Annotated in this window: 18 protein-coding genes; 10 read left to right on the forward strand and 8 right to left on the reverse strand. The window is 69.2% G+C overall.

Features of this window, described 5'->3' with window-relative positions:
- Positions 1-5: 5 nt before the first annotated feature.
- The 5 genes from MWN33_RS03100 to MWN33_RS03120 all read right to left on the reverse strand — a co-directional run bounded on the left by MWN33_RS03100 (position 6) and on the right by MWN33_RS03120 (position 5,838).
- On the reverse strand, positions 6-647 hold the full coding sequence (locus tag MWN33_RS03100) for a class I SAM-dependent methyltransferase (protein ID WP_247198669.1): 642 nt from the start codon (positions 645-647) through the stop codon (positions 6-8).
- 237 nt (positions 648-884) lie between these two features.
- The gene (gene dnaJ / locus MWN33_RS03105) at positions 885-2,018 is read right to left on the reverse strand and encodes a molecular chaperone DnaJ (RefSeq protein WP_247198670.1); all 1,134 of its coding nucleotides are present in this window, start codon (positions 2,016-2,018) and stop codon (positions 885-887) included.
- Between the two features lie 224 nt (positions 2,019-2,242).
- A complete protein-coding gene (dnaK, locus tag MWN33_RS03110) occupies positions 2,243-4,138 on the reverse strand; it encodes a molecular chaperone DnaK (protein ID WP_247198671.1) in 1,896 nt (631 codons plus the stop codon).
- A gap of 259 nt (positions 4,139-4,397) precedes the next feature.
- Positions 4,398-5,339 (reverse strand): sugar phosphate isomerase/epimerase family protein, encoded by a 942-nt coding sequence (locus MWN33_RS03115; RefSeq protein WP_247198673.1) that lies wholly within the window; start codon positions 5,337-5,339, stop codon positions 4,398-4,400.
- A gap of 157 nt (positions 5,340-5,496) precedes the next feature.
- Positions 5,497-5,838, reverse strand: a complete 342-nt coding sequence (locus tag MWN33_RS03120) for a VOC family protein (RefSeq protein WP_247198675.1) — start codon at positions 5,836-5,838, stop codon at positions 5,497-5,499.
- 201 nt (positions 5,839-6,039) lie between these two features.
- Between MWN33_RS03120 and MWN33_RS03125 the strand changes: the two genes are divergently transcribed.
- From MWN33_RS03125 to MWN33_RS03135, 3 genes are read left to right on the forward strand one after another with little or no spacing between them, the layout of a single operon-like run.
- Positions 6,040-6,729, forward strand: coding sequence for a glutathione S-transferase family protein (locus MWN33_RS03125; RefSeq protein ID WP_247198677.1), 690 nt, complete (start codon positions 6,040-6,042; stop codon positions 6,727-6,729).
- Positions 6,705-7,889, forward strand: a complete 1,185-nt coding sequence (gene queG / locus MWN33_RS03130) for a tRNA epoxyqueuosine(34) reductase QueG (protein WP_247198679.1) — start codon at positions 6,705-6,707, stop codon at positions 7,887-7,889. The genes MWN33_RS03125 and queG overlap by 25 nt, the downstream gene beginning before the upstream one ends.
- Positions 7,886-8,761 carry an NAD-dependent epimerase/dehydratase family protein gene (locus tag MWN33_RS03135; RefSeq protein ID WP_247198680.1) on the forward strand — a complete coding sequence of 292 codons (876 nt, stop codon included), beginning with the start codon at positions 7,886-7,888 and terminating at the stop codon, positions 8,759-8,761. Before queG ends, MWN33_RS03135 begins: the two co-directional genes overlap by 4 nt.
- On the opposite strand, the gene MWN33_RS03140 is transcribed toward MWN33_RS03135, so the two are convergent.
- Positions 8,758-9,420, reverse strand: coding sequence for a TetR/AcrR family transcriptional regulator (locus MWN33_RS03140; protein WP_247198682.1), 663 nt, complete (start codon positions 9,418-9,420; stop codon positions 8,758-8,760). The genes MWN33_RS03135 and MWN33_RS03140 overlap by 4 nt on opposite strands.
- Before the next feature lie 570 nt (positions 9,421-9,990).
- On the opposite strand from MWN33_RS03140, the gene MWN33_RS03145 reads away from it, so the two are divergent.
- Together MWN33_RS03145 and MWN33_RS03150 are read left to right on the forward strand one after the other, a co-directional pair.
- On the forward strand, positions 9,991-11,874 hold the full coding sequence (locus MWN33_RS03145) for a potassium transporter Kup (protein ID WP_247198684.1): 1,884 nt from the start codon (positions 9,991-9,993) through the stop codon (positions 11,872-11,874).
- A 247-nt stretch (positions 11,875-12,121) separates the two neighbouring features.
- Positions 12,122-13,210: a putative bifunctional lysylphosphatidylglycerol flippase/synthetase gene (locus MWN33_RS03150; RefSeq protein ID WP_247198686.1), complete on the forward strand. Its 1,089-nt coding sequence runs from the start codon at positions 12,122-12,124 to the stop codon at positions 13,208-13,210.
- 21 nt (positions 13,211-13,231) lie between these two features.
- Here MWN33_RS03150 and MWN33_RS03155 read toward each other — a convergent pair whose 3' ends face one another.
- Positions 13,232-13,840: a hypothetical protein gene (locus tag MWN33_RS03155; RefSeq protein WP_247198688.1), complete on the reverse strand. Its 609-nt coding sequence runs from the start codon at positions 13,838-13,840 to the stop codon at positions 13,232-13,234.
- A gap of 9 nt (positions 13,841-13,849) precedes the next feature.
- On the reverse strand, positions 13,850-14,863 hold the full coding sequence (gene ppk2, locus MWN33_RS03160) for a polyphosphate kinase 2 (protein ID WP_247198689.1): 1,014 nt from the start codon (positions 14,861-14,863) through the stop codon (positions 13,850-13,852).
- A gap of 134 nt (positions 14,864-14,997) precedes the next feature.
- Between ppk2 and MWN33_RS03165 the strand changes: the two genes are divergently transcribed.
- From MWN33_RS03165 to pstB, 5 genes are all read left to right on the forward strand, one after another.
- Positions 14,998-16,296, forward strand: a complete 1,299-nt coding sequence (locus MWN33_RS03165; RefSeq protein WP_247198691.1) for an ATP-binding protein — start codon at positions 14,998-15,000, stop codon at positions 16,294-16,296.
- A gap of 165 nt (positions 16,297-16,461) precedes the next feature.
- Positions 16,462-17,502 (forward strand): phosphate ABC transporter substrate-binding protein PstS, encoded by a 1,041-nt coding sequence (pstS, locus tag MWN33_RS03170; RefSeq protein WP_247198693.1) that lies wholly within the window; start codon positions 16,462-16,464, stop codon positions 17,500-17,502.
- 169 nt (positions 17,503-17,671) lie between these two features.
- Entirely contained in the window at positions 17,672-18,640 is a 969-nt protein-coding gene (gene pstC, locus MWN33_RS03175; protein WP_247198695.1) for a phosphate ABC transporter permease subunit PstC, read from the forward strand.
- Positions 18,641-18,657: 17 nt separating this feature from the next.
- Entirely contained in the window at positions 18,658-19,491 is an 834-nt protein-coding gene (gene pstA / locus MWN33_RS03180) for a phosphate ABC transporter permease PstA (RefSeq protein ID WP_247198697.1), read from the forward strand.
- An 8-nt stretch (positions 19,492-19,499) separates the two neighbouring features.
- Positions 19,500-20,321: a phosphate ABC transporter ATP-binding protein PstB gene (gene pstB, locus MWN33_RS03185; protein WP_247198699.1), complete on the forward strand. Its 822-nt coding sequence runs from the start codon at positions 19,500-19,502 to the stop codon at positions 20,319-20,321.
- The last annotated feature ends 13 nt before the right edge of the window (positions 20,322-20,334 follow it).

The raw sequence follows: 20,334 nt of genomic DNA on the forward strand, positions 1-20,334 counted from the left end.
GTTGCCTATTCGGCGGCGACGGCGCTCGGCGCGGTGCCGTCCAGCCCGCGATAGACCCAGACGCGGGCCGGCGGCAGGTTGGCCCAGATCCGCTGGCTGACATGGGCGTCGAAACGCTCCGGCGCCAGCGGCATGGGCGAGACCACCGCATAGGTGAACTGGATGAAGGGCGCGCGCGGATGCGACAGCTCGAACGCCTGGTCGAGCAGGCTGTAGCGCTCTTCCACCGGCCGGGTGAACAGCGGCAGGCTGGAGACCACGGCGACCGCGCGATCGGCCAGCGCTCCGCCGATGGTCGCCTTCATGTTGTAGGCGTCACCCTGGATCACGGTGGCGGCGGGAAAGCGCGCCCGGAGCATGTTGCAGAATTCCGGATTGTACTCGATCAGTACCAGCCGCTCGGGTGCGATGCCGCGTTCCACCAGCGCCGTGGTGACCGGGCCGGTGCCCGGCCCGAGCTCGATGACCGGGCCGTCCTGCGCGGGATCGACATAATTGGCCATGGTGCGCGCCAGCGCCCGGCCGGAGGGCGACACCGCGCCGGTGCGCAGCGGGTCCTGAAGCCAGGAGCGGAGGAAATGGACCTCGTCGGGACGGGGTTTGGTGGCACAGCGCCGCGAGGCGCGGGAAGCGGGACGGTGCAGCATGCCAGCGAAGTTCCGATGAGGGCCCGAGAAGGACTACCGAGGCGGGGACGATCTCCGGCAGGGTGGGCCCGACCGGAAGTCGAAGCGAATTCAAGACGCCGAGCCCCGCCAGCCCGGTCCGGCACTCCGGTCCGAAAGGCGAGGGCTCTGGCCGGCGAGTCGATGTCCGCGACTCTAGAGTGCTTGGCCGGGCATGTTAAGTCCCCGCGATGACAGCGCGATTACGTGCCGCGCGGCTCATTCGGCGTCGCCGGCGAAGAAATCCTTCACCCTGGCGAAGAAGCCGCTCGATTCCGGGTGCGTGTCCTTTGAACATTCGGCGTCGAATTCGGCCAGAAGTTCACGCTGACGGCGCGTCAGATTCTGCGGCGTCTCGACGACGACCTGCACATACATGTCGCCTCGCGTGCGGCTCCGCAGCACCGGCATACCCTTGCCGCCGAGGCGGAAGCGCTTGCCTGACTGCGTGCCCTCCGGCACCTTCACCTTGGTGGTCTCGCCGTCGATGGTCGGCACCTCGAAGGAGCCGCCGAGCGCCGCCGCGACCATGGAGATCGGCGCGCGGCAGAACAGGTCCGCGCCATCGCGCTGGAAGAAATCGTGCGGGGCGAGCGACAGGAAGATGTAGAGGTCGCCCGGCGGGCCGCCGCGCACGCCGGCTTCGCCCTCATTGCCGAGGCGGATGCGGGTGCCGTCCTCGACACCGGCGGGAATGGCGACCTGGAGCGTGCGCTCCCGCGTCGTGCGCCCGGCGCCCGCGCAGGCCGGGCAGGGGTCCTCGATCACCTGGCCGCGGCCCTGGCAGCTCGGGCAGGTGCGCTCCAGCGTGAAGAAGCCCTGCGCCTGGCGGATGCGCCCGCTGCCCGAGCAGGTGCGGCAGGTGGTGGGCTGGGTGCCGACCTTGGCGCCGGTGCCCGAGCAGGCCTCGCAGGTGATGGAGGTCGGCAGCCGGATGGTGGCATCCTTGCCGGCGAAGGCCTCCTCCAGCGTGATTTCCATGTTGTAGCGCAGGTCCGCCCCGCGCTCGCGCCCGCCGCGCCCGCCCCCGCCGCCCCGGCGGTTACCGGCCATGCCGAACAGGTCATCGAAAATGTCGGAGAAGGTCGAGGCGAAATCGGCGCCGAAGCCGGGACCGCCGCCCCCGCCCTCGAAGGCGGCATGGCCGAAGCGGTCATAGGCGGCGCGCTTCTGCGGGTCCTTCAGGCAGTCATAGGCCTCGCTGATCTCCTTGAAACGGAGCTCGGCCTCTTCATTGCCGGGGTTCTTGTCCGGATGCCACTTCATGGCGAGCTTGCGGTACGAGCTCTTCAGCTCGCCGTCGCTGCAGGTCTTCGTGACCTCAAGAAGTTCGTAATAGTCGCGTTTGGACATGGGTCGGTGTGCCGTCGCATCCTCTGGCGCCGCCGGCGACCCGGCGCGATGGGCCGGCGCGGCGGGCGCGCGGTCCGGTCCGGCATGCAGGAAACCTGCCGCTTCGCGTCCGGGCGGGGTCTCGCCCCGGGTCGCCGCGTGGCGGCCCGGGGTCGGCCCATGCCGGAATGCCGTACAGAAATCCGCCGCCGGAACGAATCCCGGCGGCGGCGTTGGGGCTCAGCTCAGGCCGACTTCTTCTTGTCGTCGTCGACCTCGGTGAACTCGGCGTCCACCACGTCGTCCTTCGGCGCCTCGCCGGCGTCGTCGCCGCCCTGCTGGGAGGCGTACATGGCTTCGCCCAGCTTGAGCGAGGCCTGCGCCAGCGTGTTGGTCTTGGCGGCGATCGATTCGGCGTCGTCACCTTCCAGCGCGCTCTTCAGCTCGGCGATGGCGGTCTCGATGGCGGCCTTCTCGGGCGCGCCGACCTTGTCGCCATGCTCGGAGAGCGCCTTCTCGGTCGAGTGCACCAGCGCCTCGGCGTGGTTCTTGGCTTCCGCCAGCGCCCGGCGCTGCTTGTCCTCGGCGGCGTGCGCCTCGGCGTCCTTCACCATCTTGTCGATGTCGGTGTCGGACAGGCCGCCGGAGGCCTGGATGCGGATCTGCTGCTCCTTGCCGGTGCCCTTGTCCTTGGCCGACACGTTGACGATGCCGTTGGCGTCGATGTCGAAGGCGACCTCGATCTGCGGCACGCCGCGCGGCGCCGGGGGAATGCCGACGAGGTCGAACTGGCCGAGGATCTTGTTGTCCGCCGCCATCTCGCGCTCGCCCTGGAAGACGCGGATGGTGACCGCGGTCTGCCCGTCCTCGGCGGTGGAGAAGGTCTGGCTCTTCTTGGTCGGGATGGTCGTGTTGCGGTCGATCAGGCGCGTGAACACGCCGCCCAGCGTCTCGATGCCGAGCGAGAGCGGGGTCACGTCGAGCAGCAGCACGTCCTTCACGTCGCCCTGAAGCACGCCGGCCTGGATGGCGGCGCCGATGGCGACGACCTCATCCGGGTTGACGCCCTTGTGGGGCTCCTTGCCGAAGAACTGCTTCACCGCTTCCTGCACCTTGGGCATGCGGGTCATGCCGCCGACGAGAACGACCTCGTCGATCTGCCCGGCGGTGAGGCCGGCGTCCTTGAGCGCCTTCTTGCAGGGCTCGACGGTGCGCTGGATCAGGTCGTCCACCAGCGCCTCGAACTTGGCGCGGGTGAGCTTGAGGGTGAGGTGCTTCGGGCCGGTCGCGTCCGCCGTGATGAAGGGCAGGTTGATCTCGGTCTGCGTCGCGCTCGATAGCTCGATCTTGGCCTTCTCGGCCGCTTCCTTCAGGCGCTGAAGGGCGAGCTTGTCGCCGCGCAGGTCGATGCCCTGCTCCTTTTTGAACTCGTCGGCGAGATAGTTGACGAGCCGCATGTCGAAGTCTTCGCCACCCAGGAAGGTGTCGCCATTGGTGGACTTCACCTCGAACACGCCGTCGCCGATCTCCAGGATCGAGACGTCGAAGGTACCGCCGCCGAGGTCGTAGACCGCGATGATGCCGGCCGACTTCTTGTCGAGGCCGTAGGCGAGCGCGGCCGCCGTCGGCTCGTTGATGATGCGCAGCACCTCAAGGCCGGCGATGCGGCCGGCGTCCTTGGTGGCCTGGCGCTGGGCGTCGTTGAAATAGGCCGGGACGGTGATGACCGCCTTATCGACCTTGGCGCCGAGATAGGCCTCCGCGGTCTCCTTCATCTTCTGCAGCGTGAAGGCGGAGATCTGCGAGGGCGAATACTTCTTGCCGTCCGACTCCACCCACGCGTCGCCATTGTCGGCGCGCACGATCTGGTAGGGGACGAGATCCTTGTCCTTGGCGACCGTCGGGTCGTCGTAGCGGCGGCCGATCAGGCGCTTCACCGCGAAGAAGGTGCGCTCGGGGTTCGTTACCGCCTGGCGCTTGGCCGGCTGGCCGACGAGGCGCTCGCCATCCTCGGTGAAGGCGACGATGGAGGGCGTGGTGCGCGCGCCTTCCGCGTTCTCGATCACCTTGGGCGTCGAGCCTTCCATGACGGCCACGCAGCTATTGGTCGTGCCGAGGTCGATACCGATGACTTTAGACATATTGTTTCTCCTTCCGGCAGGCCGGCCGGACCTTCTCGAAGCGTCCTGTGAAGAGTGTCGGGCGATGCCCGCCGCTCCCCCTTGAACCGGCCCCCAAACAATAGGGTACGGCGCTCAGCGCGCCGTTCGAGGCCGATATAGGGGGCGGCCGTTTCCGCCGCAAGAAGCTGCATGCGCTTTAACAGGGCAAGGCGGGGAGGCGGGCGCGGGGCGTGCACAAAGCGGCGCGCCGCCGGCCCTTTTGCGCCCGGGGCAGGCTTCAGCCGGCCGCCACCGGCGCGGCCTGGAAGCGGGCGGCGAGCGCGCGCACCACGGGGACCTGGTTCTTCAGCGCGCGCCAGTGCACCGGGTTCAGCTCCAGTATGGCGACGGCGCCCGCCGGCGGGCGCACCGCCGCCACCACGGCGTCCCAGTCGATGCCGCCCCAGCCGACCGGCAGGTGCAGGTCGCCCTCGCCGAAGGCCACCGCCTCGGCCGGGTGGTAGTACCACATCTCGCCGGCCCGGCTCTGGTTCGGGCGCCCGAAGGAATCGTGCAGGTGGAAATGCGCGACATGGGGCGCCAGCGCGGCGATCTCGGCGATCGGATCGAGGCGCGACTCGGTGCAGCGTATATAGGCGTGGCTCACGTCGAGCGTCGCCTTCACCGCCGGATGGTCGATGGCCGCCAGCTCGCCGGCGAGCTTGGCCGGGGTCGCGGTCTCGCGCACGTCACGGAAGCGGAAGATGTTCTCCACGCACAGCCGCACGCCGCGCGCCGCCGCGAGGTCCCCGGCGCGGTTGAGGGCGTCGCGCTGGCGCGAATAGGCGACTTCGAGGTCGTCCTCGGGGTGGCGCACGAAGCCGGTATGGATGACGAGATGTTCGGCGCCAAGGGCGGCGGCGATCTCGATATTGGCCGCCAGCACCTGCTCGTGTCGCGGCAGGCGCTCGGGCAGGTCCATCAGATTGATGGCAAGCGCGCCATGCGCGCTGTAGCCGAAGCTGCGGCCGGCGACGAGGTTCTGCAGATCCTTGAGCCGGTCGCCGAGGACGCGGCCCTCGACCATCAGATGCCAGGCATAGATCGGCAGCTCGACGATATCGACGCCCAGCGCCTCCGCCTCGTCGAGCCCGGCTCCGACATCGTCGAATTCGGGGCTGCCGTCCTGCAACGCATAGCCGGAGGCACGAATGGCGGGAGGCTGGATGTGGAGCTGCATCGTGTCGATCTTCCCTTGGGAGAGGAGGGGCGGGAGGACGAGGCGTCCGGCGAGCGCCGCAACGCCCATTACGCCCACTTTATGGCATACACGTTACAGCTGGGCCGAATCTCTAATGGAACCGGATAGTTAGCGGGCGCATCGAGCCCCCGGACGCTCACATTGCCGGCGTGATCCAGCCCGAAACGGCCCCTTGCGAATCGCGCAGCACCGCCCCGCCGGCACTGTCGACGGCCGCTGCGCGGGCGTCGACGTCATCCACCGCGATGTAGGAGAACCAGTGCTCGGGTACGCCGTCGAATTCCGGTCCCCCCAGAACGAAGATGCCGCCGACGCGTGTGTCGCCCTGGCGGATGATGCAGTAGTCGGCGCGGCCTTCGATCGGCATGGGCTCGAAGCTCCAGCCGAGGGTCGCGCCATAGAAGGCCTTGGCGGCGGCGATGTCGCGGGTGTTCAGCTCGTTCCAGACGAAGATGCCGTGCGGGCGGACGTCGCTCATGACCGCTTTCCCTCCTGTTGCCGGGCCTGCGGCCGGCGCGGCATTAACCCGGCGGATACCATAGCGCGAAATCCTCCGGGGTGCCGGCGGCCAAGCACGGCCCGCCATGCCATGTTGCCGCCGCTAAACCTTGCGATGACGCCCGATCCCTTCTAGACCGTTCTCCAGCGCCCGCTGGCGGCTCGCCGAACCTCCCGGAAAATGCAGCTTTATCACCACCCCTTCTGCGCCCATTCGCGTCTCGTGCGCCTCGCCCTCGGCGAGCTCGGCGTCGAGCCGGAGCTGATCGAGGAGCGTGTGTGGGAGCGCCGGCCCGAATTCCTGATGCTCGACCCCGCCGGGACCACGCCGGTGCTGGTGGAGGATGACGGGCTGGTGGTGCCGGGTATCGACGCCATCACCGAGTATCTCGACGAGACGCGCGGCGCCGGGCTCGGCGACCGGCGCCTGCTGCCGGTCGACAGCGTCGCCCGCGTCGAGGTGCGCCGGCTCTCGGCCTGGTTCAACCACAAATTCTTCGCCGAGGTCTCCGAGCCGCTTGTGCGCGAGAAGGTCTACAAGCGCTACACGCCGCGCGAACTGGGCGGCGGCCCGCCGGACATGGCGACGATCCGCGCCGCCCGCGCCAATATCCGCTATCATCTGCAATATATCGGCTGGCTGCTGAAGGCGCGGAACTGGCTCGCCGGCGAGCGCATGACCTATGCCGACCTCGCCGCCGCCGCGCATATCTCCAGCGTCGACTATCTCGGCGACGTGCCGTGGGACGAGGATGAGGGAGCCAAGATCTGGTACGCGCGCATCAAGTCGCGTCCGGCCTTCCGGCCGCTGCTCGCGCTGACCATGGCGGGCATGCCGCCGGCGCCGTGCTACGCGGACCTCGATTTCTGACGCCCGGGGCGGCGAAGGCGCTGCTCTTCGCCCTCGCCCGCGAGGAAGGCTTCGACGCCATGGGCATCGCCCGCGCCGACGCCATTCCCGAGGCCGCCCCGCGCCTGCGCCAATGGATCGCCGAGGGCGCCCATGGCGACATGGACTGGATGCCTGAGACTGCCGAGCGCCGCGCCGCCCCTGCCAATATGTGGCCGCAGGTCCGCTCGCTTGTAATGCTCGGGCTGAATTACGGGCCGGACGAGGATCCCCGCGCGGCGCTGGCCGAGCGCGGGCGCGGCGCCATCTCGGTCTATGCGCGCGGCGACGACTATCACGAGCTGATCAAGGGCAAGCTGAAGCGCATCGCCTCGCGCTTCGTGCCGCGCGCCGGCGGGCCGGAACATGTGCAGGTGAAGGTGTTCGTCGACACCGCGCCGCTGATGGAAAAGCCGCTCGCCGCCGCCGCCGGCCTCGGCTGGCAGGGCAAGCACACCAATCTCGTCTCCCGCGAAAAGGGATCGTGGCTGTTCCTCGGCGCCATCGCCACCGATCTCGACCTGCCGCCCGATGCGCCCGAGCGCGACCATTGCGGAAGCTGCCGCGCCTGTCTCGACGCCTGCCCGACCAACGCCTTCCCCGCACCCTACCGCATCGATGCCCGGCGCTGCGTCTCCTACCTCACCATCGAGCATCGCGGGCCGATCCCGCGCGAGCTGCGCGCGGCTGTCGGCAACCGCATCTATGGTTGCGATGACTGCCTCGCCGCCTGCCCGTGGAACAAGTTCGCCGTGCTCGGCCGCGAGGCGCGGCTCGCCGCCCGCGACGAGAACCGGGCGCCGGAACTCGCGGAACTCGCCCGGCTCGACGAGGCTCAGTTCCGCGCACGCTTCGCGAAAAGCCCGATCAAGCGCAGCGGGCGTACGCGCTTCCTGCGCAACGTGCTGGTCGCCATCGGCAATTCGGGCGAGGCCGGCCTCGCGCCGGAAGCCGGGCGGCTGCTCGCCCATGAGGACGCGACGGTGCGCGGCGCCGCAGTGTGGGCGCTTGCGCGGCTGCTCGCGCCGGCCGAGTTCGCGCGGCTCGCCGCCACCCATGCGGGCGATCCCGATGCCGGGGTCGCCGAGGAATGGCGGCTCGCCCTCACCGATGTTTCGCCAGTGCCGGAGACCCACGCGTGAACGCCACCCTGCTCTGCCTCGGCCATGGCTACTGCGCGCAGCACTTCGTCGCCCGCCACGGCGAGGCCTTCGCCCGCCGCATCGGCACCAGCCGCGACGGCGCGCCTCGCGCCGGGATGGAGATGCTGCGCTTCGACGGCACGCCCACCGACGCCCTGGTCGCGGCGGCGCGGGCGGCCGATGTCGTGCTCTCCTCCGCCGCGCCCGGCGAGGAGGGCGATCCCTTCCTCGGCGTGCTGGGCAAGGCGCTGGCGGCGTCGGGCGGGACGGGCCCGCTGGTCTATCTCTCGACCATCGGCGTCTATGGCGATTCCGGTGGCGCCTGGATCGACGAGGAGGCCCCGCTCGCCGCCGCCGCGCCGCGTGCGCGCCGGCGCATCGCTGCGGAGGACGCGTGGAGGCAGCTTGGCGCGGCAACAGGGCGGCCCGTCGCGGTGTTGCGGCTCGGCGGCATTTACGGCCCCGGCCGCAACGCGCTGGACGACGTTGCCGCCGGCACCGCCCGCTGCATCGAGCGCGCCGGGCAGGTGTTCAACCGCATCCATGTCGACGACATCGCCGGCGCGATAGGCGCGTCGGTCGCCAAGGGGTTTTCGGGCGCGGTGAACGTCGTCGACGACGAACCCTCGCCCTCCTGCGCGCCCGTGCGCTTCGCCGCCGGCCTGCTCGGGGTCGATCCTCCGCCCCCCGAACCCTTCGAGGTCGCGGCGCTCAGCATGTCGGCGATGGCCCTCTCCTTCTGGGCCGACAATCGCCGGGTCCGCAACCGCCGGTTCCACGAGCTTCTGGGCGGCGGGCTGCTCTATCCCAGCTATCGCGAGGGACTGACGGCGCTGTTCGCCGCGCGCGAAAGCCAGCCGCGCAAAAGCTAGCCGCGCGGCGCGAAGGCGCGCAGGAAGGCGTCGACCGTGTGGCCGACCACGCGCTCGACACTCGCCGCGCCGGGCTGCGTCTCATCGCCGAACACCATGGGCATGACCAGCTTGGCGTGGCAGCCGATGATGAACTGCCACGCGGCGAGCTCCACATCGTCTATGGCGAGTTCGCCGCGCGCCATCTTCAGGCGCAGCCAGTCGCCGAGCTGGCGGACGCCCGCCTCCTGCCCGGCCTGGACATAGGTGCGGCCGATCTCCGGCAGCTTCTCCGCCACCCCGATGACCATCCGCACGGTGCGGATATGGGCCGGCTCCATCATGGCGCGGATGTAGCGATGGCCGACCTGAAGCAGCGCGGCGCGCACATCCGCGCCGGGGTCCATGTCGAAGCAGGCTTCCGCCGTGCGCTGGCACTCCTCGGTCACGAGGGCGGCGAAAAGCTCCTCCTTGGAGGGGAAATAGACATAGAGCGTGCCCTTGGAGACGCCGGCGCTGCGCGCGATCTCGCCCATGCTGGCGCCGTCGAACCCGCAGCTCAGGAACACCTGACGGGCGCCGCCGAGGATCTGGCGGCGCTTGTCCGGCGAGGCGCCCGTGGCCGCCGGGAGCCGGGAAGGGGGTGTCGCGGCGCGGTCGATGTCGGGCGCATACGCCATGGGGCAGTCCGACGGTCCGGCGAGGGTGAAAAAGGATCGAAAACAGAAGCAGCTTGCGGCAATCGCCCCGCGCTTGCAACGCGGTGTGCCTGAAAAGCGCGGCATTTGGGCCGCGAATTGACTGAACCGTTCGGTTTTGGTTGATTGTTTTCAACGGCACCGATAATGAATCTGCCACACCGGCCGCCGTCGCCGGAGGGAACCCGCAAGCCCTTCGGCACGTACGGCAGTTGGTAGAGGGAGGAGGGTTATCCGCCCCCCAATCCTCCTCCCTCGTCCCAACGCTGCGTTCGCCTCGTCGCCCTGCCAAAAGCGCCCTTGATGCGCGCCGCCGCCGGAGGTCGCACGCCATCCGGGATTGTCTGTGCTTGGCGGCGCTCACGTGCCGGAGTATTGCTGCGGTGCCGGGTGCACCGGCGAGTCCAGCACGAATCCGGCCAGTCATGCCACGTCCCGCCGCGTCCTCCTGCCTCGTGCCTCGCCGCCCGCCGGCGCGCTTCGTCCCGGTTTCTCCTTTCGCCGCCTCGCGGCGCGCCGGGCTTCGCCGCCTGCCGCTCGGCCGGAACCGTCATGGCTGAACATCGCGCCGCCGGTCGCCGGTCCCTGCCCTTCGCCGCCGAGATCGCTGCCCTCGGCGTGGTCTTCGGCGATATCGGCACCAGCCCGCTCTACGCCTTCAAGCAGGGCCTGCTCGCCGTCGGCGGGGGAGGTGTGAGCGATGCCGACGTGCTCGGCCTGCTCTCGCTCATCACCTGGGCCATCATCCTCTCCGTCACCATCAAATACGTCATGCTCGTGCTGCGGGCGGACAATGACGGCGAAGGCGGCATCCTCGCGCTCGTCACCCTGCTCGACCTGCATCGCTCGGCCACCGGCGGGCGGCTCGTCCTGCTGGTCGCCGGCCTCGTCGGCGGCGCCATGCTGATCGGCGACGGCGTGCTGACCCCGGCCATCTCCGTGCTCTCGGCCATTGAGGGGCTTGAGGTCGTGGCGCCCGCGCTCGACCACTGGATCGTCGCCGTCACCGTGCTGGTGATCATCGCCGTCTTCGTCTCGCAGCGCGCCGGCACCGACCGCATCGGCGCGCTGTACGGGCCGGTGATGCTCGTGTGGTTCCTCTCGCTGGCAGCGATCGGCCTCTATGGCATCGTGGCGGCGCCGCAGGTGCTCGCCGCGCTCGACCCGCGCCACGGGCTGATGCTGCTGGCCGACCACCCGCTGCTGTCCGGCGCCATCCTCGGCGCGGCCTTCCTCGCCATCACCGGCGGCGAGGCGCTCTATGCCGATCTCGGCCATTTCGGCCGGCCGGTGATCACCCGCGCCTGGCTGGCCGTCGCCATGCCGGCGCTGCTGCTCAACTATTACGGCCAGGGCGCCATCGTGCTGGTAAACCGGGAAGCGGTGCGCAACCCGTTCTACGACCTGTGCCCCGACCTGTTCGACGTGCCGCTGCTGGTGCTGGCCACCTGCGCCACCGTCATCGCCTCGCAGGCGATCATCACCGGCGTGTTCTCGCTGGCCAAGCAGGCCATCGAGCTCGGCTATCTCCCGCCCATGCGCATCCGCTACACCAGCGAGCGCAACGACCAGCACATCTATGTCGGGCGGCTGAACTGGATCATGATGATGGCCTGCGCCGCCATCGTCGTCTCCTTCGGCTCCTCCGACCGCCTCGCCTCGGCCTATGGCATCGCCGTCGCCATGGCGATGGTGGCGACCACCATCCTGTTCGTCGCCTATGTCCGGCGCAGCTGGCGCTGGCCGCTGCCGGCGCTGATCGGGCTGGCCGGCGGCCTCGCGGTCATCGACGTCTCCTTCGCCCTCGCCAACCTGACCAAGCTGCACGATGGCGGCTGGCTGCCCGTCGCCATCGCCAGCATCGTGCTGATCGTCATGGTGTCGTGGCGGCGCGGGCTGGAAGGGCTGAGCCTGCAGCAGCGCCGCTTCACCGAGCCGCTGGAGGAGTTCGTCGCGCGCGGCCGCCCGCCGGCCTGCGCGGTCAGCCCGCGCACCGCCATCTTCCTCGCGCGCGGCGGCGCGGTCACGCCGGTGGCGCTGGGGCGGCTGTCGGAGCTGCTCAATGTGCAGTTCACCAAGGCGGTGATCGTCTCGGTGTGGATCGCCGCCCGCCCGCGCGTGCCGGTGGACGAGAGGGTGCGCGTGCTGCCCCTCGACGCCACCCATCTGCGGGTCGATGTGCGCTTCGGCTACATGCAGCAGATCGACGTGCCGGCGGTGCTGGGCCCGGCGCTCTACGCGCAGGGCGTCGACCCCGACGAGGCGGTCTACGTCATCGGCCACGAACGGGTCATGCCGCCGGACGACATTCTCGGCGTGCGCGACGTGCTGGCCCACGTCTTCGCCTTCCTCGCCCGCAATGCCGAGCGCTCGGTCGACCGTTTCGGCCTGCCGCGCCCGCGCACCATCGAGATCGGCTACCCGGTCCGGCTGTGAGGTCTGGCGCCGTCATCCCGCCATCACGCTCGCGCGAATATCATCGCCGCGCCATGACCTTGCCGCGGGGAGGGCGCACAAGCCGCGTGCTTTGCACGGCAAGGGGCGGGCCGGCGCCTGCCGGGTCGGCGACAGGCAAGCGGCCCGTGCGGTAATGCGCCGCCATCGCCGGGAACGTGTTCCGTAAGGCGGCGAGGTCTGCTAGGGCTGCCGGGCAATCCGGCACGATCGGGAGGATGAAGGCGCGATGAAAGGGCTGAAGCTGATTACCGGCTGGTTGCGCGAGCGCATCGGCTGGCACACGCTCGGCCTCGTCGCCAGCCTCGTCATCATCGGCATCGCCGTCACCGTCCTCTACGAGATGCTGCGCAACATCCGCCCGGACGAGGTGTGGGAGGCGATCTCCGGCACCGCGCCGTGGCGCATCGGGCTCGCCGCCCTGTTCGTCGCCGGTGCCTATTCCACCCTGACCTTCTACGACTGGTTCGCGCTGCGCACGATCGGCAAGCCGCATGTGCCCTACCGCACGGCGGCGCTGGCCTCGTTCACTTCCTACGCCATCGGCCACAATGTCGGCTTCTCCGCCTTCACCGGCGGCACGGTGCGCTACCGCATCTATTCGGCGCACGGGCTCGGCGCGGTGGACGTCGCCAAGCTGTGCTTCGTCACCGGGCTGACCTTCTGGCTCGGCAATATCGCGATCCTCGGCCTCGGCATCACGGTGGAGCCCTGGGCGGCGAGCGCCGTCGACCAGCTGCCGCCCTGGGTCAACCGGCTGATCGGCCTCGCGCTCCTGACGGGGCTTGCCGGCTACGTAGTCTGGGTCGGGCTGAAGCCGCGCCGCATCGGCGTGGGCGAGGGGCACTGGACGGTCACGCTGCCGGGATCGCGGCTGACGCTGATGCAGATCGTCATCGGCATCGTCGACCTCTCCTTCTGCGCGGCGGCCATGTATGTGCTGATGCCGCAGGCCCCGTTCATCGACCCCATCGCGCTCGGCGTGGTGTTCATCTCGGCGACGCTGCTCGGCTTCGCCAGCCACGCGCCGGGCGGCCTCGGCGTGTTCGACGCCGCCATGCTGGTGGCGCTGCCGCAGTTCGAGAAGGAGCCGCTGCTCGGCGCCCTGCTCCTGCTGCGCCTGCTCTATTACGTGACGCCCTTCGCGCTGGCGCTGATCATCATGGGCGCGCGTGAGCTGCTGCTCAGCCGCCGCCGTCTCGCCACCCGCAAGGGCATCTCGCCCGATCCGCTGGCGGCATTGCCGGTGATCGAGCCGGAAGAGGGCGCACCGGAAACCGGGGCGGAGGGCGATACGCGCCGCCGCGCGGCCGGCTAGGTTTCCCCACCGCCCGCGCCGCTAGCGCGAGAAGCCCGGCAGCAGGCCGAGCATGCTGGCGGGGAGCTTGTTCACCTTCACGCCCTTGGGCAGCGCGAAGCGGGCCGGGTCCTGCGCGGCGCGCTCCAGTTCCAGCGCCTCGAAGATCACCGTCGGCTTGCCGTCGACGACCGCCGTGCTGCGCAGCACGATGCCGTCCGAGGTGATGCAGCTCTCCAGCGGCCCCTGGCCCGCCTTCACGGCGACCTGCCAGAGATCGCAGGGTTCGCCCGCCACTTTGTCGGCTCCCGCGCGCGTGCCCTCGCGCGCCGCGTCGGCGAAGGAATAGCCGGTCGGCAGCGTCGTGCGCACGGCGATGGTGTCCATGCCCGGCACGGCGACGATGAAGACCACCTCGCTCTGGCCGAGATCGACCAGCCCGGTCATGGTGCCGAGCAGCACCTCGTTGCTCACGTCCATCCGCAGGCGCCCCTCGTGATGGGCGACGTCGATCTGCGAGCCCTGCGGCGCCTTGGCCCGCACGCGATAGTCCACCGCCGGCAGCGGCAGCGGCTCGGCCGCCGTCGCGGCGAGGGCGTCGAAGGACATTCCGACGCCGAGCACCAGTGCCGCGATTTCGAGGCTGCGCATCAATCAGGCCTATGGTTCAGAAGCCGCCATGGACGGACGTCCAAGGAAATCCCGTGCGTCCAGCACGATCGCCGGGTCAGGAATGCCGACCACCCGGTCGTCCCTGCCCTCATACGGTATCTGGGCAAGAATTTGACGTATGACACCAAGTCGCGTCCGCATTTTGTCGTTGGCGAGCACGACGGTCCAGGGCGCGGGTTCCTGGCTGGCGAGGAACATGGCGTCGCGGGCGGCGGAGATGGCGCCCCAGCGGGCGGGCGCCGCGAAGTCGACCGGCGACAGTTTCCAGCGCTTGAGCGGGTCGCGGTAGCGCGCATGCAGGCGCTTGAGCTGCATCTCACGCCCGACATCCAGCCAGATCTTGAACAGGCGGATGCCGTCATCCATCAGGATCTTCTCGAAGGCCGGCACCTGTTCGAGGAAATGCGCGCTCTCCGCCGGGGTGCAGAAGCCCATCACCGGCTCGATGACGGCGCGGTTGTACCAGGAGCGGTCGAAGATCGCGATCTCGCCGCGCGGCGGCATGTGGGCGACATAGCGCTGGAAATACCATTGCGCGCTCTCGATGCTGCTCGGCTTGTCGAGCGCCACGACGCGCGCGAAGCGCGGGTTGAGGTGCTGGGTGAGGCGCTGGATGGTGCCGCCCTTGCCGGCCGCGTCCCGCCCCTCGAACACGATCACCACCCGCTCATGGGTGGCCTTCACCCATTCCTGCAGCTTGAGCAGCTCGATCTGCAGCGCGTGCAGCTCCTTCTCGTAGCTCTTGCGCTTGGGCCGGTCGGCATAGGGATAGGCCCCGCTCGCATAGGCACGGGCGTCGATCAGCGGCGAAAGCGGTTCGTCGACCCGGAAGGACGCGATGGCGGCGGCGAGAGCGCGGTCGGCGGCATTGCCGGTCTTGGCCCTGGCGGCCTTGGCTTTCGGCTTCTTGCCCGGCCGGGCCTCCGCTCCCGCTTCCTTGTCGGCGGAGACATTCTCGGCACGCCCGGATGTCGCGGCGGCGCGGGCTGGCTTCTTCGTCATATGGAAGCCTCTCGACTGTAACATAAGGGGCGATGTGCCGCCCGTCCTCGATTCGCGCCCGGGGGACCGAATCCCCTTCCCGCGCGGGGCGGAAACAGCATATCCAGAGAAGCGGTTCGCAGGAAACGTCGGGCATGGCCCTCGGGGATTCGACGCGTTTGACGGAAGACACGCTGCGCGAGCGCCTGATGGGCGCGCGCTGGATTCTGTCGGCCGCGGCGGCGGGGCTGGCCGTCGCCAGCTGGTTCGGCGCCATCGAGCCGAGCGCCGCCTTCCTCATCGCCGCGCTGGTTGCCTCGGCCGCGCTTCTGCCGGCACGCCGGAGGCCGGTGGCGGCCGCGCTCGCCCGTTTCAGTGGCGAGCCCAGGCCCGCCCCGCGCCAGGAGGAGCGCCTGCCGGCGCTGGTGCGCGCGCTGCCCGACCCGGCGCTGCTGCTCGACGCGCGCGGCACGGTGCTGGCCGCCAATGCCGGCGCGGTGGGGCTGCTGGCGAGCGTGCGGGTGGGCGACCCGGTGTCCTTCGCCGTGCGCGTGCCCGAGGTGCTGGAGGCGCTGCGGGCAGCGGCGGCCGACGGGCGCCCGCGCCGCATCGAATTCGCCGAGCGGGTGCCGATCGACCGCTGGCTGCGCGCCGACATCGTGCCGATCCGCCCCGGCCTGGTGCGCGAGGGCGCCCCGACCGAGGCGGTGCTGCTCGGCTTCGTCGACCTCACGCCGCAGCGCCGCGTCGAGCAGATGCGGGTCGACTTCATCGCCAATGCCAGCCATGAGCTGCGCACGCCGCTCGCCTCACTCTCCGGCTTCATCGAGACGCTGCAGGGCCCGGCGCGAAACGACGCCAATGCCCGCGAGCGCTTTCTCAAGATCATGGGCGAGCAGGCCCGGCGCATGTCGCGCCTCATCGACGACCTGCTCTCGCTTTCGCGCATCGAGCTGAACGCACATCTGCGCCCCGAGGCGGAGGTCGACCTCGTCTCCGTCATCAGCCATGTGCGCGACGCGCTGGGCCCGCTGGGCCGCGAGCGCGGGGTGGAGATCTCGTTCGACCATCCCGCCCCGCCGGTGAATGTGCGCGGCGACCGCGACGAGCTGATCCGCGTCTTCGAGAACCTCGTCGAGAACGCGCTGAAATATGGCGGCTCGGGCGGGCGCATCGAGATCGGCATTGCGCGCGAGGGCGCGGATGCGGTCGTCGCGGTGCGCGATTACGGGCCCGGCATCGCGCCCGAACATGTGCCGCGCCTCACGGAACGCTTCTACCGGGTCGACACCGCGCATTCGCGCGAGCAGGGCGGCACGGGCCTCGGCCTCGCCATCGTCAAGCACATCGTCGCCCGGCACCGCGGCCGCCTCGGCATAGAGAGCGTGCCGGGCGCGGGCTCGACATTCTCCGTGCGGCTTGCTTCGGCTGCCGCCGACGACAAGAAAAAGTGATATTTTTCAGTTATTTGGGATGTCATCAAGGCTTCATCCAAGGGTCATAGAACCTTGGCGACGGGGCGCTAAGAGTCCTGTGTACCTCATCCGCCCTCCGGCCAATCGCGCATCCGGGTGCGTCTTCCGCGATGCAGCCGGTCTCCCGACCTAAGGAGAAGATCCTTGAAATTCACCCATATTCTCGGCGCTGCGGCGCTCTCGCTCGGCGCCGCTTTTTCGGGCGCCGCCTCCGCCGCCGACATCAACGGCGCCGGCGCCTCCTTCCCGGCCCCGGTCTATCAGGCCTGGGCTGCGGCCTATAAGGAGAAGACCGGCACGGGCCTGAACTACCAGTCCATCGGCTCGGGCGGCGGTCAGAACCAGATCGTCAACCGCACCGTCGACTTCGGCGCCTCCGATGCGCCGATGAAGGACGACAAGCTGGAATCCGCCAGCCTGCTGCAGTTCCCCACCGTGATCGGCTCGGTGGTCGCCATCGTCAACCTCGACGGCGTCGAGGGTCTGGTGCTGAACGGCGCCGTGCTCGCCGACATCTACCAGGGCAAGATCACCAAGTGGAACGACGCCAAGATCGAGGCGCTGAACAAGGGCAAGAAGCTGCCTGACGTCGCCATCGTCCCGGTCTACCGTTCGGACTCCTCGGGCACGTCGTTCGTGTTCACTTCCTACCTCGCCGCCACCAATGCGGACTGGAAGGCCAATGTCGGCGCCGCCACCTCGGTCCAGTGGCCGACGGGCGCGGGCGCCAAGGGCAATGAAGGCGTTGCCGGCACCGTGAAGAACACCAAGGGCGCGGTCGGCTACGTCGAGTTCATCTACGCTGCCGCCAACAAGCTCGCCACCACCGACCTCGTGAACAAGGCCGGCAAGGTCGTGACGCCGAGCGTCAAGGCGTTCATGGAAGCTGCCGAGGCGGCGGACTGGACCCACGCCAAGAACTTCGCCGCCTCGATGATCGACACCGCCGGCGACGGCGCCTGGCCGATCACCTCGGCGACCTACATCCTGCTGCCGAAGAACCCGACCAGCGCCGCCCAGTCGGCCGAAGTCATCAAGTTCTTCGACTGGGCCTACGGTGCGGAAGGCGACGCCATCGCCGAGAAGCTGCACTACATCCCGCTGCCGGGTCCGGTGGTCGAGGAGATCAAGAAGGCTTGGGCGAGCGAAGTGAAGGCCGACGGCAAGGCCGTCTGGACGAACTGACCCTCTCTCCGATGCGGAAGGGGCGACCGCGACTGCGGCCGCCCCTTCTCGTCCTGCCGGCTGCCGCGTAGGCTGGCGCCGTCGCTTCACCACCGCCCGAGCCTCCTGTGTCATGCTTCCGGCCGGCTGCCCTGCGGCGCGGGTCGGGGACGCCCGAAGGACCACATAAATGGACGCCACTATAAGCGGAGCGCAGGCGACCGGCCTCGTCACCGCGCACAAGCCGACCGGCCGTATCAGCGATCCGGTGTTCGTCGGGCTCCTGTGGGGCTGCGGCATCTTCGTTCTCATCCTGCTCGGCCTGATCATCGCGATGCTTTTCGAGGGCGGCCTTCCCGCCCTGCGCGAGTTCGGCATCAGCTTCCTGTGGTCCACCACCTGGAACCCGGTCACCGAGCGCTTCGGCGCCGGCGTCATGGTGTTCGGCACGCTGTTCAGCGCGGTCATCGCGGTGATCGTGGCGCTGCCGCTGTCCTTCGGCATCGCCTTCTTCCTCACCGAGATCGCCCCCGGCCCGCTGCGCCGGCCGATCGGCGTGGCGATCCAGCTCCTCGCCGCCGTGCCCTCGATCATCTACGGCATGTGGGGTTTCTTCATCATCGTCCCGCTGATGGCCGCCTATGTGCAGCCGCCGCTGATCGACTGGCTCAGCCCGATCCCGGTGATCGGCGCGCTGTTCCAGGGCCCGCCGCTCGGTGCCGGCATGCTGACCGCCGGCCTCATTATGGCGATCATGATCCTGCCCTTCATCACCGCGATGTTCGTCGAGGTGCTGGAATCGGTGCCGCCGATGATCAAGGAATCCGCCTATGGCGTCGGCGCCACGACCTATGAGGTCTACCGCAACGTCTCGGTGCCCTATGGCCGTACCGCCATGGTCGGCGCCGTCATGCTGGGCCTGGGCCGCGCGCTCGGCGAGACGATGGCCGTGACCTTCGTCATCGGCAACGCCACGCGCATGTCGGCCTCGCTCTTCGCGCCGGGCGCCACCATTGCCTCGACCATCGCCAACGAATTTCCCGAGGCCTCGACCGGCTCGCTCAAGCTGCAGGCTCTGCTGCAGCTCGGCTTCATCCTGTTCGTCATCTCCTTCATCGTGCTGGCGCTCTCGCGCCTGCTGGTGCGGACCAAGGGCTGAGCGGAGGACACATCATCATGGCATCGCTCGCCCGCCGTCGCGCCACCGACTACACCGTGAAGCTGATCTCGACCGGCTTCGCCGCGCTGTCGCTCGTCTTCCTCGCCTGGATCCTGTGGACCCTCCTGGCCCGCGGACTGCCGGCCCTCGGCCCGCACGTCTTCACCAAGATCACCGCTCCGCCCGGCGCCGGCGGTGGTCTGCTGAACGCCATCGTCGGCTCGCTGATCCAGATCGGCGTCGCGCTGGCGATCGGTACGCCGGTCGGGCTGCTCTGCGGCACCTTCCTCGCCGAGAACGGGCGCGGTACCTCGGTCGGCAATGCCGTGCGCTTCGTCAACGACGTGCTGCTCTCCGCGCCCTCGATCCTCATCGGCCTGTTCGTCTACCAGCTCCTTGTCGTGCCCTTCGGCGGCTTCTCCGGCTGGGCCGGCGCCATGGCGCTGGCGATCATCGTGATCCCGGTGGTGGTGCGCACCACCGAGGACATGCTGAACCTGGTGCCGATCGGCCTGCGCGAGGCGGCCTTCGCGCTCGGCGCGCCGCAGTGGAAGGTCGTCACCTTCGTGACCTGGCGCGCCGCCCGCGCCGGCATCGTCACCGGCATCCTGCTGGCGGTCGCCCGCGCCGCCGGCGAGACCGCGCCGCTGCTGTTCACCTCGCTCGGCAATAATGGCTGGTCGATCAGCCTCAACGCCCCGATGGCGAGCCTGCCGATCGCCATCTACCAATATGCTGCCAGCCCCTTCGAGGACTGGGTCGCGCTCGCCTGGGCGGGTGCCCTCATCATCACCGTCGGGGTCCTGACCCTGAACATCCTTTCCCGCCTCGTCCTGGCGAAGATGAAGTGAGACGGACCATGAACTTCGCTCCCGAAACGTCGATCGACATCGCTTCCGCCGTCAACCGCGCCACCGCGCCCTCGGCAGAGCCCAAGCTCAAGGTCGAGAAGCTGAACTTCTTCTACGGCGACAACCACGCGCTGAAAAACATCAATTTCGACATCCCCGAGAAGCGCGTCACCGCGATGATCGGCCCGTCCGGCTGCGGCAAGTCCACGCTGCTGCGCATCTTCAACCGCATGTACCAGCTTTATCCGGGCCAGCGCGCGGAAGGGAAGATCCTGCTCGACGGCGCCGACCTGCTGGGCAAGCAGCTCGACTCCACCGTCGTGCGCTCGCGCATCGGCATGGTGTTCCAGAAGCCGACGCCCTTCCCCATGTCGATCTACGACAACATTGCGTTCGGCGTGAAGCTGCACGAGAGCCTCTCCAAGTCGCAGATGGACGAGCGCGTCGAGTGGTGCCTGCGCAAGGCGGCGATCTGGGAAGAGACCAAGGACCGCCTGCACACCTCGGCGCTCGGCATGTCCGGCGGCCAGCAGCAGCGTCTGTGCATCGCGCGCACCATCGCGGTGCGCCCGGAAGTGATCCTGCTCGACGAGCCCACCTCGGCGCTCGACCCGATCTCGACCTCGAAGATCGAGGATCTGATCGACGAGCTGAAGCAGGAATTCACCATCGTCATCGTGACGCACAACATGCAGCAGGCGGCGCGCTGCGCCGACATCACCTCCTTCTTCTACCTCGGCGAACTGATCGAGGCCGGTCCTTCGGCCGAGATCTTCACCAATCCGCGCGAAGCCCGCACCCGCGACTACATCACCGGCCGCTTCGGCTGATCCGGCGACGAGA

The organism is Ancylobacter koreensis, assembly GCF_023016525.1.
Taxonomy (GTDB): Bacteria; Pseudomonadota; Alphaproteobacteria; order Rhizobiales; family Xanthobacteraceae; genus Ancylobacter; species Ancylobacter koreensis.

Coding starts and splice junctions, on each gene's coding strand:
- dnaK (WP_247198671.1), bottom strand. CDS start 4,138: ATGTCTAAAGTCATCGGTATCGACCTCGGCACGACCAATAGCTGCGTG.
- MWN33_RS03115 (WP_247198673.1), bottom strand. CDS start 5,339: ATGCAGCTCCACATCCAGCCTCCCGCCATTCGTGCCTCCGGCTATGCG.
- MWN33_RS03165 (WP_247198691.1), top strand. CDS start 14,998: ATGGCCCTCGGGGATTCGACGCGTTTGACGGAAGACACGCTGCGCGAG.
- MWN33_RS03155 (WP_247198688.1), bottom strand. CDS start 13,840: ATGCGCAGCCTCGAAATCGCGGCACTGGTGCTCGGCGTCGGAATGTCC.
- pstB (WP_247198699.1), top strand. CDS start 19,500: ATGAACTTCGCTCCCGAAACGTCGATCGACATCGCTTCCGCCGTCAAC.
- pstA (WP_247198697.1), top strand. CDS start 18,658: ATGGCATCGCTCGCCCGCCGTCGCGCCACCGACTACACCGTGAAGCTG.
- MWN33_RS03140 (WP_247198682.1), bottom strand. CDS start 9,420: ATGGCGTATGCGCCCGACATCGACCGCGCCGCGACACCCCCTTCCCGG.
- MWN33_RS03100 (WP_247198669.1), bottom strand. CDS start 647: ATGCTGCACCGTCCCGCTTCCCGCGCCTCGCGGCGCTGTGCCACCAAA.
- pstC (WP_247198695.1), top strand. CDS start 17,672: ATGGACGCCACTATAAGCGGAGCGCAGGCGACCGGCCTCGTCACCGCG.
- MWN33_RS03125 (WP_247198677.1), top strand. CDS start 6,040: ATGCAGCTTTATCACCACCCCTTCTGCGCCCATTCGCGTCTCGTGCGC.
- MWN33_RS03145 (WP_247198684.1), top strand. CDS start 9,991: ATGGCTGAACATCGCGCCGCCGGTCGCCGGTCCCTGCCCTTCGCCGCC.
- MWN33_RS03150 (WP_247198686.1), top strand. CDS start 12,122: ATGAAAGGGCTGAAGCTGATTACCGGCTGGTTGCGCGAGCGCATCGGC.
- ppk2 (WP_247198689.1), bottom strand. CDS start 14,863: ATGACGAAGAAGCCAGCCCGCGCCGCCGCGACATCCGGGCGTGCCGAG.
- MWN33_RS03120 (WP_247198675.1), bottom strand. CDS start 5,838: ATGAGCGACGTCCGCCCGCACGGCATCTTCGTCTGGAACGAGCTGAAC.
- dnaJ (WP_247198670.1), bottom strand. CDS start 2,018: ATGTCCAAACGCGACTATTACGAACTTCTTGAGGTCACGAAGACCTGC.